This is a genomic window from Psychrobacter sp. NZS113, from assembly GCF_015864825.1.
Taxonomy (GTDB): Bacteria; Pseudomonadota; Gammaproteobacteria; order Pseudomonadales; family Moraxellaceae; genus Psychrobacter.
Genome location: NZ_JADYWL010000001.1, coordinates 194,698 through 212,930, shown reverse-complemented (window position 1 = coordinate 212,930; position 18,233 = coordinate 194,698). Strand labels below are relative to the sequence as shown.

The window sequence follows — 18,233 nt, the reverse complement described above, 5'->3', positions numbered from 1 at the left end:
AAACCTCTCAAATAACTACCGGAGAATAGTTATTCGAGAGGGTAACTCTTAAAGCGTATCCAGTAGATAACAGTTACTGAGCTGGCTTGTAGACTGGTTGTCCATCACTGCCTTTTACGTCATTCCATTTGGCTTTGAATAAGGCAACAGCCGTATCAGAGAATGGAACGTAATCTAGTGCCATGGCATCATCGTCGCCTTGGGTATAGGCCCAATCAAAGAAGTTCAACACGCCAGCCACTTGCTGAGGATTTTCTGGTTGCTTGTGTACTAAGATAAAGGTTGCAGCAGCGATAGGCCATGCTTGCTCAGTCTCAGAGTTGGTGATAACTTTATAGAAGCCTTCTTGCTGTGACCAGTCAATGTCACCAGCCGCTGCAAAGGTTTCTGCAGAAGGTTGCACGAAGTTACCAGCAGCGTTTTTCAGTGCTGTGTGTGACATTTTGTTTTGCTTGGCATAAGCATACTCAACGTAGCCGATAGAGTTTTTCATACGGTTTACGTAGCTTGATACGCCTTCGTTACCTTTACCGCCTGCACCAGTAGCAGAGGTTGGCCATTTCACAGTCTTATCAACGCCAACACTGTCTTTCCAGTCTGTGGAAACTTTTGCCAAATAATCAGTGAAGTTAAACGTTGTTCCTGAACCATCTGAGCGGAATACTGTGGTGATAGCAGCATCAGGCAAGGTCAAATCTGGGTTCATTGCTTTGATAGCCGGATCATTCCAGTTGCTAATTTTGCCCAAATAGATGTCTGCTAACGTTGTACCGTCTAACTGTAATTGACCAGGCTCAACACCATCGATGTTTACGATAGGTACGACACCACCGATAACCGTTGGGAACTGAATCAAACCTGCTTCGTCTAACTCTTCAGGCGTCATCGGTGCATCAGAAGCGCCGAAATCGACAGTTTTTGATTGAATCTGTTTGATACCACCAGATGAACCAATTGATTGGTAATTAACTTGACCGCCAGTCGCACCATTGTAGTCGTAAGACCATTTGGCATAGATAGGCTGCGGGAACGATGCGCCTGCACCTGTGATATTCATTGCGATATTCTCAGCAGATTTAAAACCTGTATCAGCAGAAGGCGTACCTTGAGTCTGAGTGGTTGTTTCAGCCGTGGTGGCAGCGCTACTGGTAGTATCAGCAGCTGGCTCTGCCGTATCTGTTGACTTATTACACGCCGTAAGTACTAATGTACAACTGACGGCCACTGCTAATAACGAATAACGCATATAAGACTCCTAAAGTTTAACAACGATACAAAAAAGCATTGTTTGTGATATGCGTGCTATCTTGACAAGTTTTTATGACAGTTTAATGACAGCTGTCACAATCTTTCATTCGCTTTACATAATATTTAGGTGACCTACCTACAGCCTAGTAGTACCAATTGGTTGCTCCTGTTAATATTGAAATCATCTATCCACAAAGATATTGAACGGCGAGCGTAATACAGAAGCTGTGCCTCCAAATATCATTAGCCGTCTATGATTATTTTTGTTAGTATGAAGAAGATTCACAACACTGACAGACTCGGGGTGCGGTGTATTATTGGCCTGATTTATTAAACTTGCGTTATTAAATCAGTCGCCCTAATACATTCGCTGAGAGATCACCCGCCGAACCTGATGCGGTTAGTACCGACGCAGGGAAGTCTTAAGCACTTTGTTATTTATAGCAAGGGACGTGCAGAAATGCCTTTTTATCTTCATTACTATCTTAGTGTGCGTGATGTACTACTAAATAGTGAAGAATGATACAAAGCTGCGTCTAACGTTTAATGAGCATTATTCACGACTATAACATTCAGTTTTAGTTGCGAATGATGCTCATGAGCTGAACTTGCCCAAATTACAGATGCTACCCCCGCAGCTACTGGCGGTGTTGCTTTTATTCGAAAACCAACACGCTAGGACAGCATATGAATATCTCAGATACCATTTCAAAACCCAACACTGCACAAACTCATATCCCAGCCAATGCGTCATTCAACACGACTGACAGCAAAGCCGATAAAAAAGCTGATGCACTAAAAACACCTGCTCACCGCACAGCAAGTGATGCGCGATTCGAAGAAGACGCTCGCGACTTGCACCGTATACTCCCTGCCTCTCGTAAAGTATATATCGAAGGCTCACGCCCTGATATTCAAGTACCCATGCGCGAAATCACACTTGACCCTACTCCTATACAGGGCGTCGATGAAGCCGATTGGGAGCAAAACCCACCTTTTTATGTTTATGACACCTCAGGCGTTTATACCGATCCCAATGTCGAGATTGATTTGACGAAAGGCTTGCCAAAGCTGCGTGAAGGCTGGATTGCTGAGCGTGGTGATACCGAACAATTAAATGGATTGTCTAGTTCATACGGACAGGCACGCGCCCGCGATATCAGTACTGCCAACCTTAGATTTGCTCACATTGATAAACCGCGCCGCGCCAAAGACGTCGACGGCAAAGCTGGCAACGTCACGCAAATGTACTACGCACGTCGTGGTATCATTACCCCAGAAATGGAATATATCGCCATTCGCGAAACGCAAAAGCAGCATGAGCTGACCGATATGCGTCAGCACGATGGTGAGAACTTTGGCGCCAATACGCCTACTGTTATTACCCCTGAATTTGTACGTAGCGAAGTAGCTGCAGGTCGCGCGATTATTCCAAACAACATCAACCATCCAGAATCTGAGCCGATGATTATCGGGCGCAATTTTTTAGTAAAAATAAATGCCAATATTGGTAACTCAGCGCTGGGTTCTTCTATTGATGAAGAAGTGTCAAAAATGACATGGGCCACGCGTTGGGGTGCGGATAACATCATGGATTTATCTACTGGCAACCATATTCACGAAACCCGTGAATGGTTAATTCGTAACTCGCCAGTACCCATTGGTACCGTACCTATTTATCAAGCATTAGAAAAAGTCGACGGCGTGGCAGAAGATCTCACGTGGGAGATATTCCGCGATACACTCATTGAACAAGCAGAACAAGGTGTCGATTACTTCACTATCCATGCAGGCGTCTTACTACGTTATGTGCCACTCACTGCCAATCGCTTGACGGGTATCGTCTCACGTGGTGGCTCTATCATGGCGCAGTGGTGTCTCGCCCATCATAAAGAAAGCTTTTTGTATACGCATTTTGAAGACATCTGCGAAATCATGAAACAATACGATGTGGCCTTTAGTTTAGGTGATGGCTTGCGTCCAGGCTGCTTGCAGGACGCCAATGATGAAGCACAGTTTGGTGAATTGCGTACCCTTGGCGAGCTGACACAGGTCGCGTGGAAGCATGATGTACAAGTAATGATTGAAGGTCCTGGTCACGTGGCAATGAACCGTATTAAAGAAAATATGGATTTGCAGCTTGAGATATGCGCAGATGCCCCATTTTATACGTTAGGGCCATTGACCACTGATATTGCACCGGGCTATGACCATATCACTAGCGCCATTGGTGCAGCGATGATTGGCTGGTTTGGTACTGCCATGCTCTGCTATGTCACGCCAAAAGAGCATTTAGGTCTACCAAATAAAAAAGATGTGAAAGACGGCATCATTACTTACAAAATCGCGGCTCACGCAGCTGATCTAGCCAAAGGTCATCCAGGTGCGCAATCTCGTGATAATGCGTTATCCAAAGCCCGTTTTGAATTCCGCTGGGACGATCAGTTCAATCTGGCGCTCGACCCTGATACCGCTCGTGAGTTCCATGACGAAACGTTGCCAAAAGACGCTCACAAGTCAGCGCACTTTTGCTCTATGTGTGGGCCGAAATTCTGCTCAATGAAAATCACTCAAAACGTGCGTGAGTATGCAGCAGGTTTGGATAAGGCTGCCGCGGATAAAAAGGTAACCCCGCAAACGGGTGACCTAACCGATGCAGGTCATATGATTAAAGAAGTGGATACCGAGCTGGTTCATCAAGTTGGTGAAGGCAGTTTAGATGAGATCCATAAAGGTATGTCAGAGATGACCGAAAAGTATAATAGTGAAGGACGTCAGTTGTATAAAGAGATGTAGTACTTTATTTACTGAAAGCTGACTAACTTAAAAAGCTTGAATCCATCCACTGGGTTCAAGCTTTTTTTATATTCTTCCTTTTAATCTCTATAAAAGCCACAAAGCTAATTACCAGATAGATAGGTGTCAACACTATATAACCTAATGGCAGGACCCAAATAGAGAATAAAGCTCGATTTTCTCCCGTTGAACCTTTACCAATGACTATGTCCGTTACCAGTAGAAAGATATAGTAGGCTATCAAACTAAGAAAAGGGACTAGGAATCCGCCAGTCAGTATAACCACCCAACGATTCTCAGGCTGAGTTTCTTCACGTCGACTCATCATGCGTAAATGTAATATACCTAGCGCAAACAACGCAATGAAAGCTATAAATGGCGAGGCCGCCGTTAAAACCTTAGCCAATGGACTCAGTGGTTTCTGAATAATAAAATCAATCTCTTTCACAAGATTATCTTTGAAATATAATGGTTGATTCACAGATAATTCCGCTTCTTCATTATTGATATTGACAGTGACATGGTTAGTATCACCATCAAAATTTAGAGTGACCGTTGAACCTTGAAATAGCTGGCTTTTTTTATCACTCTGCTGCATAGGCTTTAAGCTATATGAGTAGGTATATCTTGCCGTCCAATCACTACCATAATAGTGTGGATGGGCATCATAAGTAGCTATAACAGTGTGCAACCCTTGTGATAAATTTACGTTGATATATTTAGATTCTGCTCTAAACGTTTGACCGTCTGTATCTGTAGGCAAGTAATAAAAGTCAGCCGTATCAAGCACAGTATCATCTTCGGCAAGTACTTCAACAGGCACTGATTGACCATCTATAGAGATTTCGAAATCACCACTTTGCTCAAAACTATCCAAACCATCGAACACCTCAAGCACTAATGGAAATTGCAGACCTTCACGATTGTTATATAGCTCATAGGTTACCGTATAACTATCATTATTAGTATCTTCTATAATATCAATGTCGACTGACTCTGATATGACATCAATACTCTTATTGAAATAAGCAGCACTTGCCCAAGTTCCTGAATAGGTGACTGGTTCCATAGCTTGGCTAGAAACAGCCCAATTTAGCAATAACAATCCTATGATGATAAAGCGAAACACAATCTCTCCAAACCTCAGTAAAAAACAAACACAAGTTTAATATTAATTCATAATAAAAACTATAAAATAATCCCAGCAAACATAACATTTACTGGGATTATAAATTCGACTCTAGTTTTTAAACTCTAACCCTTCGACGCCTCATAAATCTCTTCGATTGACGCATCAATGACACTGGTGAATTCTTCATCACTCTGTTGCTTACTCAAGCCTTCAGTAAAGGCACGTGAGAAGCTCGCGATCATACCTGGGTTTTGCTTCAGCTTGTCACAAGCATCACTACGGCTATAACCACCCGACAATGCCACGACTTTTAATACTTTTGGATGATCGATCAGCTCTTGATAAAAACCAGATTCCTCTGGTAATGTCAGTTTTAGCATGACTTGCTGCTCGTCGTTCAAACGATCTAGATTATGCAAAATACTTGTCTTGAGTATGACTTCGCATTCATGCTTTTTGCTACTATTAATATCTACTTCAGGCTCAACAATTGGCATCAAACCTTTTGAAATAACTTGCTTTGCGACATCAAACTGCTGCTGTACAACCAGCTCGATACCATCCACACTTAGCTCGTAGATGACTGAGCGCATCTTAGTACCAAATACGGGATAATTTTTTGCTTTGTCTAATAATAGGTCTAAGTTCGGCATTGGCTTCATAACTTGCACGCCATCCATTTGCTCAGCCAACCCTTTATCCACTTTTAAAAATGGCACGATATTCTTATCTTCCCATAAATAATGGGCCGTTGACTTACCGTTGACCTCACGCTCCATGGTATCTTCAAATAAAATTGCGCCAAGTACACGCTCATTATCGAAAGCGGTGCAAGTCATCATACGGGCACGCATCTCATGTACTAAGTCGAACATAGCTTCGTCATTGTCATAATCATCACTTGTGACACCATAGTTTTCTAGCGCCTTTGGTGTGCTACCACCACTTTGATCAAGTGCTGCGATGAAACCTGAACTGGTTTTTACACGCTGTAATTGTTTTTCGTATTCCATTGAGAGTGCATCCTATTTTTATTGATTAAGGTCAAGTGTCACAAAAATAACTGCTTTTTGTCAACTTATATCAGTCTTGCTGTCTGTAGACAACCTTAACATAAGACGCTGTGTACGCCTATATCTGATAGGTTAACGCTTTCATAAGGTCGTCACCACACTCTCGTCTTTAGAATAAATCATTATGCTAAAAACAGTAGCGCCACGCAGCAAATCGCTAATAATAAACCCAATACATTAATACGATTAAGCTGCTCCTTAAAGACTCCAACACCAATCAAAGTAGCAACTGCGATAACGCCAACATTCATACCAGTAAAGACGATACTAGGAGAGTCATGCATTACTTGATGCGCACGCACATAAGCATAGATATTACCCGTATTGAGCGTACCTAACAGCAATCCTGCTGCAAGCGCATTTCCTTGCCAGCGCACACGAGTAACCAGTAAATAAATCAGCAGTAATAAACCTGCTAACCCAAAGCTGACAAATAGCGTGAGTGGAAAAGCAGTACCTTGTTTGGCGACCTGTTTGAATAAGATATCAATAATGCCATAGCCTGCCCATACACCAAACAACCAAAGTGGCGTGCGTTTGGCATGCTGACTAATCTCAGCATGCTGTGGACGATAGACCAAAGCTGCTAATGCTAGAAATCCTAATGCCAATCCCAATATATGCGTACCTGTAATCAGCTCACCAAACAATAGAAAAGATGCCACGATAGGAATGATTAATGACAGACGTTGCGCTGCATCGGTCGCAACCATACCCACCGATTCAATTGCGCGGCCAAGTATAATGAACACGGCGGGCAGCATTATACCGAGAGCAACAATCACACCCCACGCACTACCAAGGGTGCTCATCCCGCTTGTATCTGGTTTTAACAAAAGCCAAGTCAATAAACAAGCCACGGGATAACCAGCAACGATGGTCTGACGTATGTCTATGTTTTTTTGTCGTAATATCTTTAATAACACTGAAACAGCGACGCTACAAAACACCGCTATCGTTAAGTACACCATGAGCTTTTACCTTGTTAAACGACAATTTTTGCGTGATGACTTTTCAAAAAACTAGAGAGTTCAAAAAAACAGCAAATTCAAAAACCAGAAAGTTTGCATATGAAACTTGGACTGCCCAAAAGAGTAGAATAATAACATGTAACAAAATATTTTTTCGTAGCTATCGATTGAATTGATGACAGCCCTAATAACTAATTGACCTATACCGTTCAAATTACAATTAGCATGCAGGTCTAATTGTGAAGTTTGCTAAAATAGCAAGCAATCCTAATAACTAAAGTAAAGATTCAAAATAACGAGTGATATCGTTGATTTTGGCGTACTGCTATTGATGTTTTATGACTACCTATGAATACTCTATTTCGCTTTTTTGAAAACCGCCTGCCTGCCTTCCCCGATTCCCCTATGCCGCTGCCTTCCCCTCGTGATGGCATGCTCAAATTCCTATGGGTGTGTACCAAAGGTCTACGCGGTTGGCTACTGCTGTTTATGCTTTTGTCAGCAGGTATTGGTATTTATGAAGCGATGCTGTTTGCTTGGATTGGCAATATTGTCGACTGGCTCGGCGTGTATACCCCGCAGAATTTATGGTTAGAAAAAGGCGATATGCTGCTGATGATGCTAGCAGTCATGATAATCAGCCCATTGTGGATTGCCTTATCATCGTTCATTCATTTTCAGACCTTGCAAGGTGTGTTTCCTATGCAAATGCGCTGGCGTTTCCATCAGCGTATGCTTGGACAATCAATGCAGTTTTATCAAGATGAGTTTTCAGGACGCGTCTCAGCAAAGGTCATGCAAACGGCACTGGCTGTGCGTGATACAGTTATGACCGTTACTGACATGTTCATGTATGTCTCTGTCTACTTTATCACCTCGGGCATTATTTTATTCAACTTAGACAGCTTACTATTAATTCCTTTTATCATCTGGTTTGTCTTGGTTGCTCTGAGTATTTGGTACTTTATTCCTAAATTAAAACACACTGCCATTGTTCAGGCAGATGCCCGTGCATTGATGGTTGGACGCATTACTGATGCTTATGCCAATATCATGACCGTCAAGCTATTTAGCCATTCGCGCCGTGAGCTTGGTTATGCTAAAAATGCCATGGGTCAGTTTTTGGGCACTGTCCATGCACAGATGCGCTGGGTCAGTTATCTAGAAGTCTCAACTCACCTTATCAGTGTTATCTTAGTCAGCAGCACTGCGGGTATTGGTCTATATCTATGGCAGCAAGGAGACGTCGGTGTGGGCGCGTTTGCGGCTGCGACTGCGATGGCACTACGTTTGAATGGTCTGACACGGTGGATTATGTGGCAAACTGCCAGTTTATTTGAAAGTATCGGTACGGTACAAGATGGCATGCGCACACTATCGGCCCCACAAACCATTGTCGATCAGCCAAGCGCGCCCGCTTTAGACGTATCTAAAGGTCGTATCGTGTTCGATGACGTAGATTTTAGCTATGAAAGTAATAACAATGCCGATGATATCGATGGCAAAAATTTAGACGAAGCAAAAGTACCAGCAACGTCTACTATCAAGCTCCTCGATAACTTTTATTTGGACATCGCACCAGGTGAGAAGATAGGTTTGGTTGGTCGCTCGGGGGCGGGTAAATCAACGTTGGTGAATTTACTATTACGCTTTTTCGATGTTGATAGCGGTAAAATCCTAATCGATGGTCAAGCGATTGATGCGGTTACTCAGGAGTCCTTACGCCAACAAATCGGTATGGTCACCCAAGACACTTCTTTATTACATCGTACTGTACGTGAAAACATCGCTTACGGTCGTCCTGATGCGACCGATGAAGAAATCATTACCGCTACCAAGCAAGCCCAAGCGTGGGACTTCATCAAAGACTTGTATGATGATAAAGGCAATGTCGGTCTTGATACCCAAGTCGGTGAACGTGGTGTCAAACTCTCTGGCGGACAACGTCAACGTATTGCCATCTCACGTGTTATGCTAAAAAACGCGCCGATCTTACTATTAGACGAAGCAACCAGTGCACTTGACTCTGAGATTGAATTTGCTATTACCGAAAGCTTGAATGACATTATGACAGGCAAAACAGTCATTGCCATCGCCCATCGCCTCTCTACCATTGCCGCACTTGATCGACTGGTCGTTATGGATAAAGGTCGAATCATTGAGCAAGGCAGTCATGACGAGCTATTGGCTCTACACGGCGTCTATGCACGGTTGTGGCATCGTCAAAGTGGTGGCTTCTTAGGTGAAGACAGCTAAGGCGTGTCTTCGATTCACTCTATAGTCATCGCAATAGGCTAAAAGTGGTTAATTCTCATTAAAAATCAGACACAAGGAGGTGTTTACCTTATGAAAGCATTTGCAAAAAGTATTAATATTAGTGGAAAACAAGCGCGCTACTATAATCTTAGTCGGCTTGCGCCATCGGCACCATCAAAAACAAACACAAACACTGCCTCACGTGTACCGGCACATTTTTATGGTGGCAATAGCTTCACTGTTGGCACCTACTTACCACTACTAAGTGCTTTGGCAACTGACTTTGATATCAGATCCCTCGCCTTACGCGGCTATTGGTATGACAAACCACAACGTCGTCGTCTGACGCGCGAGCAAGATGCCGAAATACTTATTGAATTCCTAGAAAGAACACAAGACAAGCCCGTCGTTGGTATTGGTCATTCGCAAGGAGCCACTGCCACTGCAATCGCAGCAGCCAAGCGCCCAGAACTGTTTTCACAGCTATATCTAATAGAACCTGTGACGTTTATTAAAAGACAAGCCAGACTATATAATCTCTTGCCACGTAGGTTTCTGCTGAACCGTGAGCCGTTTAAAAGCACGCTGATCAAACAAACCATATGGTCAAATGTCAATGATTATTATGAGCATTTGCGCGCGCAATCTGCCTATCGACGTATCAGCGATGCACACTTACGGATATTCGCTGAGCAAAGCTTGATCAAAAATCCTGATGGCAGCTATACCTTGATATTCGCGCCTGAGCAAGAGCTCGCCAACTATTTTGGTGCCCCTCATATTGACAGCGCACTGAAGCAGCTCAAATGTCCTTATACGCTGATTACTGGCAAGCCTACTTTGTTTATCAATGATAAAGTGCGCAAGCAGTGGCGCAAATTCGTACCGGACAACCGCATAATATCCTTATTAGAATATGGTCATCTGTTGCCAATGGAAGCACCTGAATTATGTGCTCAAATCATCATTGAAAACTATCAAAGTAGCAAATAAGGATTTACGACGACAGACCCATGACCGATCTCTTTGCCCCTGCACCCACGGATAATCTACTACCCTACGATGGTAAGGTGAACGATATAGGGGTGATTATCGATGACGCCGATATTTTGTATAACACCTTACTCACCGACCTTCCTTGGCAATCAGATATCGTAACGTTATTTGGTAAGACTCACGTGACGACTCGACAAATCGTTTGGATGGGAGATACAGAGGCAGACTATCAATATTCAGGGCATGTTCGGCAGACAGTGCCATGGTCAAGCACAGTGTTCCACGTGAAACAGCATATTGAGCAGGCTTTAGCAAAAATTGGTGTTACTGCTAATTTTAATACTTGCTTGCTTAACTATTACCCTTCTGGCTCTGACGGTATGGGCTATCATGCAGATGATGAAAAAGAGCTAGGTGCTCAGCCAGTTATCGCTTCGCTATCTCTTGGTGCGACGCGTAAGTTTGTCTTGAAGCACAAAAAAACCCAAGATAAAGTTGAGCTTTATCTTGAGTCTGGTCAATTGGTAGTCATGCATGGTGATACGCAAAAATTTTGGAAGCACAGTATCACTAAGACTAAAACAGTCTCAGAAGGACGTATTAGTCTGACGTTTCGAAAAATGGCTTTGAGCTAGTCAGCCTTCAAAACTATCTTGCCAAAGGCATCACCCTTTTGTAGCTCATGGTGAGCGGCAACGACTTCAGATAATGGATAGATTTCTTGAATCTTTAGCGTCAGCTTGCCATCAGCGACTTGCTGTAAAACACGCGCCATATCTTCACCATTACGTTGCGACTTATAACCGGCCACATTTAAGTTCTTTTGACTACCCGCTTCTTTGAGCTTATCTACCCAAATGGTGGGTAGCACATAAACATGACCTTCAGGCTTGATCACGCTAAGCGCTCGTATACCTGCCTCACCGCCGACCAAATCTAACAGTACATCCGCTTGCAGCTCAGGGAATGCCTCATCCTTAGTATAATCAATCCAGCCAGTCAGCTTAGATACATCTATCAATTCATCAAGCTTGGCGTATTTTTCTGGTGAGCAAATTACCGTCACCTTGATATTATCTTGCGCCACTTTATTCATGAGCAATTGAATCAATAAATGTCCGACGCCGCCTGCTGGCGCATTAATCACCACATGCTCATCTGCTTTTATATCTGCAAAATCTACAAACTGTAACGCCGTTTGACCAATACAAGGCAATGCCCCCGCTTGCTCCAACGTGACATTTTCTGGTACTTTTGCAAGCAACTTGGCATCTACTGCCGCATATTGTGCATAGCCGCAACCACTAAAGCTCAAAGCGGCCACTCTATCGCCGATGGCAAACTCGTCGTTATTACTGCTGACTACTTCGCCTGCTACATCAAAACCTAAAATTGCAGGCTGGTCGTTATCGAATTTTTCTGTTTGGATGGCAGCCGCTCCCCAACCCTTACCTTGACGTGTCTTATAGTCCACAGGATTGATACCAGCGTAGGCAATTTTTATCAATACTTGGTCGTCAGCCAGTTCTGGCATCGCTACACCATCTTGATATTGCATCACCTCAGGCTCGCCAAATTCACGTATGAGCACCGCATGCTGAGTATTTGGTATTTGACTATTAGTCATCGTTATATATCCTTATATGTTATCGGGCGATTTATTTTGCACCCATTTTTTGATTGACACTTTATTTGATAAAGGCTGCATTTTATACAAGCTTAATTTTATAGAACTTTTCTCATTATTTTTTTAGTACTTTATCGCTATTTTATAGCAAAGCCAATTCTGCGCTAATCGGCAGATGATCTGATAGTGTTGACCAAGGCTTACCAGTGTGTACCCACGCATCTTTTATCTTTAGATTGCGCACATAAATACGGTCTAAACTGAGTACGGGTAACTTGGCTGGGAACGTTGGCATTAGCTTGCCATGGCAATGTTTAAAGGCTTCGGTCATACCAAGATCATGCGCCAGTTTATCGCAAGACATTTTTTTCCAGTCATTAAAATCACCTGCCAAAATCAATGGCTGATCATCAGAAATCTCATGACATATATAGTTAGTAATGGCTTCATACTGCTTAATACGATCACGCTCAAATAAATTGAGATGCGCACATAATACAACAATAGGTCGCTCCCAACCGATAGGCTGTACCTCACAGTGTAAGACACCGCGTTGCTCGAGCTTATTGACGGTAATATTGACATTGTGCTTTGGATCTAACGGGAATCGGCTCAATACAGCATTACCATGATGGCCGTTCTCGTACTCTGAGTTTTTACCATAGCTGTTTTCTAGATCTAAAAACTCGCCAAACCATTCGTGCTGCGACTGATCTGGGTATTCGTTATATTGTATGTTGCGCTTGAGGTTTTGTCCTTGCACTTCTTGCAAGCACAGTATATCCGCACCCGCAGCTTCCAGTGCTTTAGCAATACCTTGCATTTTTACTTGGCGGTTCAGTGGTGACATGCCTTTGTGAATATTGTAGCTGGTTAGCACAAAAGAGGTGGTAGTCATAAATTCGTTCGTCATAAAAAGATCAGCAAGCAGATGAATACGCTACTGAGTATAACAGCAGTCGTATTTATCAGCAGCAGTTAATCATAGGTAACTCGTAGTAGTATTGCTAAGAGAAACTGATAAATAGATCATAGTCTTTGTGACTCAATACAACAAAGAGCAACTGTGCGCCGTATGGCTAACAACAATCATGCTGGTTAAAATTAATACTAGGTGATGCCACTGATAATTTAAGATAAATGGCTATGTTGCTGATTTGTGTGTGTCTAAAGGCGTCATACGTGGGATATCAGGCATATCTGTCAACGCAGGATCAATAATAGGCTGTGGATTGTGAACGATACTATTGATACGAGCTTTTAGTTGTAAAAAATGACTGTCTGTCACAATATCGGGAGAACGAGGACGTGCGAGCGGCACTTCAATAATCTCTTGTACCTCTCCTGGATTGGCTTTGAGTACAACGATACGATCTGACAGTAATACTGCCTCATCCATATCATGCGTAATAAATACGATAGTAATATCAATATTGCGCCACAAATCCAGCAAGTGCTTTTGCATTTTTTGACGTGTGTAAGGATCAAGTGCGCCAAACGGTTCATCCATGATCAATACCTTTGGCTCATTGACCAGCGCTCGCGCAATCGCAACACGCTGCTTCATACCGCCAGACAGTTGATGCGGATAGTGGTTTTCGTACTTAGTCAGTCCGACCACATCAAGCCACTCACGAGCGCTACGCTCTGCACTCGACTTGCTGCGGCCACCCATGATAGGGCCAAACATGACATTTTCTTTCACCGTCTTCCAAGGAAATAACGTATAACCTTGAAAAACCATGCCACGACTGGCGCTTGGGCCTTTGACTTTTTCTTTGTCAACGATTACTTCTCCACTGGGATAAGCATCTAATCCTGCAACGATACGCCCCAATGTTGATTTACCACAACCCGATGGACCAATCACACACACAAACTCACGCTCATAGATTTTTAGGCTGACATCTTTTAATATCACTTTTTGGCTACCACCTTGATCAAACGATTGTGTCAGTTGATCAACTTGCAGCACCACATTTCGCTGATAAAGCGCTTTGAAATAATCATCAGTGGCACCGCTATGGGTGTTGCGTGCACTATCTGTAGGGACGGAAGAGACCATATCGTTATTTATCATTTAAATACTCGCTTTCCATTTGAATAGTTTTTTACCGAGCTGGTACAACAAGATATCTGTACCTAAACCGATAAACCCAATGAGTAGAATACCTGCATAGACGTTATCAAAATGCTGATAGCGGGCTTGTTGCACAATAAACCATGTAATACCTGACGTCGTCCCTATCAGTTCAGCGACAATCAAATACGTCCATGCCCAGCCCAATAGGACTCGTAAGTCTCTATAGACGTCAGGCAAGACTGCAGGCAGCAGTACATAAAAGAAGCTTTTTAGTTTGGTCGTGCCTAGCGTGTAGCCTGCCTCAATCAAACCAAGATCCATGGTACGCGTGGTATTTGCAATGATTAGAATCTGTTGAAATAGAGTCCCAATCACGATGATGGCAATTTTTGGTCCATCGTAGATACCAAGCACCGCCACGGCCAAAGGTCCAAATGCTGGCGCTGGTAGATAGCGAAAGAACTCTACGAAAGGCTGAGTGATTTGTGCGATTTTCTGAGAGAACCCGCACAGCAGACCTAGTGGTATACCGACGATAGATGAGATAAAAAAAGCGATAAATACCGTACGGATACTCTGCCAGAGACTCTCATGTAACCAAGGACCATCAACTTGTGTAGGCGGGGTAACAAACGCAGTGACCATCGCTGTGGCTACCTCATCAGGTGCTGGCAGGTAGACAGGGTTGACCAGCTTTCCTTGCGGCGGTACTGCATCAGAGGCCATCGCATCCTGTGCTTCTCGATAAAATACCTCTTTATCGATGCGGCTGCCTTCTTGTAGGTAGGTACTCGCGCCTGCATCAGTAATCTCAACTTGCGGATGCCAAATAAAAGGAAGGTAGCTAACCGCACACCATATTAAGATTGGAATCAAAAATGAGAGTACATTGAGCCCAAGCGTGGTTTTCTTGGTTAGATATGTATTAATATGACTCATAGACTACCCTCTAAAACGATGATAAAGACTCGACAACCACTGCCTTTGTAATAAATAAAACGGCAACTATCCTTACTGATTAATCAAATCAGGATAGATCAACTTATCTATATCGAGCTTCTGATCATAAATCTGATTATCAATATTGAACTGGTTGACATGATAGCTAGAGCCATAAATAGAACTCAGCTCATCAGATTTTGCAAAGATTCTTTTATTGTCCTCAATGCTCATCAGTTTTGTCCCATTTAAGAAGGCACTATACTGGTCAGCAGACACATTTACCTTGTTAGACATAATGCTAATCGCATCATCTCTAGTCGCTGGATCATTGATATAGTTGACGACCTTGCCCCACACCTGAATGATCTTGGCGTACTCTGCCTTGTGCGCAGACAGACTGGCTGGACTGACGGCTAACGTGTCATAAATAAGACCTGGCTCATCCGCTGAGGTATAGATGGCTTTTGCACTTGGCACGTTTTTCAGTGCTTGGTTGGCATTAGGCTGCCAGATAGCAATGGCATCAATACTGTCATTTTTGAAGACTTGCGGTAGCTCGTTTGTAGTAGCGTTCACTAATGTTACATCAGCCTCTGTCAATCCATTCGCAGCCAGCGCACTATTAAGCATCAAGTGATCTACCAACCCTTTCTCAACGCCAATTGATTTACCTTTTAGATCGGCTATGCTATTGATAGGAGGTTTAGCGATGATTTGATCATTACCTGCTGAGTAGTCGTTGACCAAGATAATGATGCCCTCACTACCACTTGCAGCGTTGACTAGGTTGTCGCCATTGGTAACAGAAATAGCATCCAACTGGCTAGATGCAAAAGCAGATAACGAGGCAGAGTAATCAAACCACTTAAACTCAACATTAACTCCTTCCTCATCAAACCAACCTTTTTCGATAGCAATTTGCCAAGCAACAAAACCTGGCCAATCGCTATAACCGATAGAAATCGGTTCATCATTTGAGGCAGTAACTTTTTCTGATGTTGCCTCGCCCTCAGGTGCTGAGACGGTAGCCGTATTGTCACAACCAAATAACATAAAGCTTGAGAGAACCGCAAAAGTAAATAAGCGTCGATTCATGAGTTTTGCTCCTTGAATAAAGACAAGCCCATTATGGGAATGTCCGTTGATTATTGTTTGCAATACCACGAGAGAGAATATTACTGGCGCTACTATTTTTGGATCGTAATTCAATTGAGTCAGTCTAAGTTACGGGCTCTGACTGCTTGGCTATATAAGCTTTCCAACCACCGAACGCGGTCACATCTGTACCGCCTTTAAACCCATATTCTTCACAAATGAAGCTCTTGACCCAGCGTCCGTCTGCCAATTCAACATTGCCAATTCCTAATGGTGATGGCACCTCGTTGACGATTTCGCCAAATCTCGCTCTAGGAATTCTCCAAACTTCTACCGCAATAGAGCGTCCTTCATCATGGCGTTTCAGTCCCGGTTTGGCAGGTGTCGATCCTGCCAATGCAAAGAGCTGATAAGCTGCTGCCGTTTGGGTTTGTTCGGACAACACACCGCCTCTATCGGTCAGCTGATAATTGAGCGGCATACCACTCAAATGCGCACCAACCACGGCTAACGCCACGCTACTATCACTGTCATCTGTACTTAGTGGAATAAGCGATTGCGGTTGTTCAGATTGAGCTGTTTGTGTTTGAGAGGTGCCGGAGTGATAACGATGGTTAGAGGTTCCCATTGGTATATCCAGAGCGGTCTGCCACTGATGACCAAAATTGGCTAAAGCTTCGTCATGCCAGCCCATAGCGATAAAGGTCACACCGCGTGGCAGGCCATCTCTAGCGATTAGATTCGGCAACGCCAACGCCGACAAGTCCGCTAGATTCACAAAATTAGTATAAGCACCCATATGGCTGTTTTTCGTTAACGGGTCAGCATTGACCGCATCGATGGTATAGATGGTTGGTGCGGTTGGCACCATTAATGCGTCAAATTCAGATAGCATTTGTTGAATAAGGCGACTTAGTGCAGCGCGCGAATACTCAGCACTCATTGCATCAACCGCATTGTAGTTCTCAGCTTGACTGATGATTTGGCGAGTGACAGGCAGCAGCTCATCACGCTCGACGAGCTGATCGATGGCAAAGGTGCGTTCACTGACCCAGCTATCGTTATAGAGCGCATCTGCTAACTCATTAAAGACCGTAAAGTCTATCGGTGTGATCTCATAGCCCATCGTTTGTAACTGCGTGATGGCTATCTCAAAAGCCTGCTCTGATTCGGTATCACCGTAAAACTCTAAGCTATTAGGGATAGCGATTTTGCCAAGACTAAAGGCGACTGGAGCAGTGGCAGGATGGATACGACTGTAATCGTCTTCTTTATCGTAGCCTTTCATTAGCTGAGCTACATGCCACGCATCATCAACACCCAGCGCAAAAATAGAAATAACATCATGTAATCGACAAGCGGGAATGAGACCCGTACTGGAGAACCAGCCTTTTGTTGGCTTCAAACCTACGATATTGTTGTGACCCGCAGGCACACGTCCAGAGCCTGCTGTATCCGTTCCTAATGCAAAAGGAACGATGCCATTTGCCACACTGACCGCAGAGCCTGAGCTTGAGCCACCACTGATATAGTCAGGATTGAAACTGTTGGCCACCGCCCCATAAGGTGAGCGCGTACCTACCAGTCCTGTCGCGAACTGGTCAAGATTGGTTTTGCCGATGACGATAGCGCCTGCCGACTTGAGCTTGGCAATCACATGTGCGTCTTTGTCAGCCAAATACAAAGGAGCTGTACATCCTGCCGTGGTATGAAACCCTGCCACATCAATGTTGTCTTTTACCGCAAACGGTATACCGTATAGCGGTAAGTCTTGGGGGTTTTGCGTGGCGATACTGTCAATCTGGGCGGTCAGCTGCTCAGGAGTAGCAACCTCAATCCAAGCATTATTATCATTGCTAATACCCGCCACATAATCCAGTAGATCACTTAGCTGGGTAGTTCCTTTGGCATAAGCGCTTTGCCAATCTTTGATTGTCCAATTCTTTTGCATAGTTGCTCTCTCTATTATCCTTCGCCATTTTTATCGTTGTTTTGCTATCTCACTATCGGCTAG

At 43.7% G+C, this 18,233-nt stretch carries 14 protein-coding genes and 1 riboswitch; of the genes, 4 read left to right on the top strand and 10 right to left on the bottom strand.

Annotated elements, in window-relative coordinates:
• Positions 1-73: 73 nt before the first annotated feature.
• The gene (gene pstS / locus I6E61_RS00935) at positions 74-1,246 is read right to left on the bottom strand and encodes a phosphate ABC transporter substrate-binding protein PstS (RefSeq protein ID WP_194196190.1); all 1,173 of its coding nucleotides are present in this window, start codon (positions 1,244-1,246) and stop codon (positions 74-76) included.
• Between the two features lie 292 nt (positions 1,247-1,538).
• A riboswitch (TPP riboswitch) is annotated at positions 1,539-1,683 on the top strand.
• A gap of 252 nt (positions 1,684-1,935) precedes the next feature.
• On the opposite strand from pstS, the gene thiC reads away from it, so the two are divergent.
• Positions 1,936-4,044, top strand: a complete 2,109-nt coding sequence (gene thiC, locus I6E61_RS00930) for a phosphomethylpyrimidine synthase ThiC (RefSeq protein WP_227685613.1) — start codon at positions 1,936-1,938, stop codon at positions 4,042-4,044.
• Between the two features lie 55 nt (positions 4,045-4,099).
• Here the strand turns inward: thiC and I6E61_RS00925 are convergent, their stop codons facing one another.
• The 3 genes from I6E61_RS00925 to I6E61_RS00915 form a co-directional block, all read right to left on the bottom strand.
• Positions 4,100-5,173: a hypothetical protein gene (locus I6E61_RS00925; protein ID WP_197128653.1), complete on the bottom strand. Its 1,074-nt coding sequence runs from the start codon at positions 5,171-5,173 to the stop codon at positions 4,100-4,102.
• Between the two features lie 125 nt (positions 5,174-5,298).
• On the bottom strand, positions 5,299-6,189 hold the full coding sequence (locus I6E61_RS00920) for a fructose bisphosphate aldolase (RefSeq protein ID WP_197128651.1): 891 nt from the start codon (positions 6,187-6,189) through the stop codon (positions 5,299-5,301).
• 182 nt (positions 6,190-6,371) lie between these two features.
• Positions 6,372-7,220, bottom strand: a complete 849-nt coding sequence (locus I6E61_RS00915) for an EamA/RhaT family transporter (protein ID WP_197128649.1) — start codon at positions 7,218-7,220, stop codon at positions 6,372-6,374.
• Between the two features lie 348 nt (positions 7,221-7,568).
• Between I6E61_RS00915 and I6E61_RS00910 the strand changes: the two genes are divergently transcribed.
• The 3 genes from I6E61_RS00910 (at position 7,569) to I6E61_RS00900 (ending at position 11,107) form a co-directional block, all read left to right on the top strand.
• Complete coding sequence (locus I6E61_RS00910; protein ID WP_197128647.1) at positions 7,569-9,476, top strand: ABC transporter ATP-binding protein; 1,908 nt, start codon at positions 7,569-7,571, stop codon at positions 9,474-9,476.
• Between the two features lie 90 nt (positions 9,477-9,566).
• Positions 9,567-10,469 (top strand): alpha/beta fold hydrolase, encoded by a 903-nt coding sequence (locus I6E61_RS00905; RefSeq protein ID WP_197128645.1) that lies wholly within the window; start codon positions 9,567-9,569, stop codon positions 10,467-10,469.
• A 20-nt stretch (positions 10,470-10,489) separates the two neighbouring features.
• Positions 10,490-11,107 carry an alpha-ketoglutarate-dependent dioxygenase AlkB gene (locus I6E61_RS00900; protein ID WP_197128643.1) on the top strand — a complete coding sequence of 206 codons (618 nt, stop codon included), beginning with the start codon at positions 10,490-10,492 and terminating at the stop codon, positions 11,105-11,107.
• On the opposite strand, the gene I6E61_RS00895 is transcribed toward I6E61_RS00900, so the two are convergent.
• The 6 genes from I6E61_RS00895 to atzF form a co-directional block, all read right to left on the bottom strand.
• Positions 11,104-12,099: an NADP-dependent oxidoreductase gene (locus I6E61_RS00895; RefSeq protein WP_197128641.1), complete on the bottom strand. Its 996-nt coding sequence runs from the start codon at positions 12,097-12,099 to the stop codon at positions 11,104-11,106. The genes I6E61_RS00900 and I6E61_RS00895 overlap by 4 nt on opposite strands.
• A 142-nt stretch (positions 12,100-12,241) precedes the next feature.
• On the bottom strand, positions 12,242-12,997 hold the full coding sequence (locus tag I6E61_RS00890) for an endonuclease/exonuclease/phosphatase family protein (RefSeq protein WP_197128639.1): 756 nt from the start codon (positions 12,995-12,997) through the stop codon (positions 12,242-12,244).
• 246 nt (positions 12,998-13,243) lie between these two features.
• Entirely contained in the window at positions 13,244-14,164 is a 921-nt protein-coding gene (locus I6E61_RS00885) for an ABC transporter ATP-binding protein (protein WP_197129422.1), read from the bottom strand.
• 15 nt (positions 14,165-14,179) lie between these two features.
• The gene (locus I6E61_RS00880; RefSeq protein WP_197128637.1) at positions 14,180-15,121 is read right to left on the bottom strand and encodes an ABC transporter permease; all 942 of its coding nucleotides are present in this window, start codon (positions 15,119-15,121) and stop codon (positions 14,180-14,182) included.
• A gap of 72 nt (positions 15,122-15,193) precedes the next feature.
• Positions 15,194-16,219 (bottom strand): ABC transporter substrate-binding protein, encoded by a 1,026-nt coding sequence (locus I6E61_RS00875; RefSeq protein WP_197128629.1) that lies wholly within the window; start codon positions 16,217-16,219, stop codon positions 15,194-15,196.
• A gap of 124 nt (positions 16,220-16,343) precedes the next feature.
• Entirely contained in the window at positions 16,344-18,170 is a 1,827-nt protein-coding gene (gene atzF, locus I6E61_RS00870) for an allophanate hydrolase (protein WP_197128627.1), read from the bottom strand.
• Between the last annotated feature and the right edge of the window lie 63 nt (positions 18,171-18,233).

Bases quoted from the DNA above. Each gene is read 5' to 3' on its own strand.
- I6E61_RS00900 (WP_197128643.1), top strand. From the start codon at position 10,490: ATGACCGATCTCTTTGCCCCTGCACCCACGGATAATCTACTACCCTAC.
- I6E61_RS00910 (WP_197128647.1), top strand. From the start codon at position 7,569: ATGAATACTCTATTTCGCTTTTTTGAAAACCGCCTGCCTGCCTTCCCC.
- atzF (WP_197128627.1), bottom strand. From the start codon at position 18,170: ATGCAAAAGAATTGGACAATCAAAGATTGGCAAAGCGCTTATGCCAAA.
- I6E61_RS00890 (WP_197128639.1), bottom strand. From the start codon at position 12,997: ATGACTACCACCTCTTTTGTGCTAACCAGCTACAATATTCACAAAGGC.
- I6E61_RS00895 (WP_197128641.1), bottom strand. From the start codon at position 12,099: ATGACTAATAGTCAAATACCAAATACTCAGCATGCGGTGCTCATACGT.
- I6E61_RS00915 (WP_197128649.1), bottom strand. From the start codon at position 7,220: ATGGTGTACTTAACGATAGCGGTGTTTTGTAGCGTCGCTGTTTCAGTG.
- I6E61_RS00885 (WP_197129422.1), bottom strand. From the start codon at position 14,164: ATGGTCTCTTCCGTCCCTACAGATAGTGCACGCAACACCCATAGCGGT.
- I6E61_RS00875 (WP_197128629.1), bottom strand. From the start codon at position 16,219: ATGAATCGACGCTTATTTACTTTTGCGGTTCTCTCAAGCTTTATGTTA.
- I6E61_RS00905 (WP_197128645.1), top strand. From the start codon at position 9,567: ATGAAAGCATTTGCAAAAAGTATTAATATTAGTGGAAAACAAGCGCGC.
- I6E61_RS00880 (WP_197128637.1), bottom strand. From the start codon at position 15,121: ATGAGTCATATTAATACATATCTAACCAAGAAAACCACGCTTGGGCTC.
- pstS (WP_194196190.1), bottom strand. From the start codon at position 1,246: ATGCGTTATTCGTTATTAGCAGTGGCCGTCAGTTGTACATTAGTACTT.
- I6E61_RS00920 (WP_197128651.1), bottom strand. From the start codon at position 6,189: ATGGAATACGAAAAACAATTACAGCGTGTAAAAACCAGTTCAGGTTTC.
- thiC (WP_227685613.1), top strand. From the start codon at position 1,936: ATGAATATCTCAGATACCATTTCAAAACCCAACACTGCACAAACTCAT.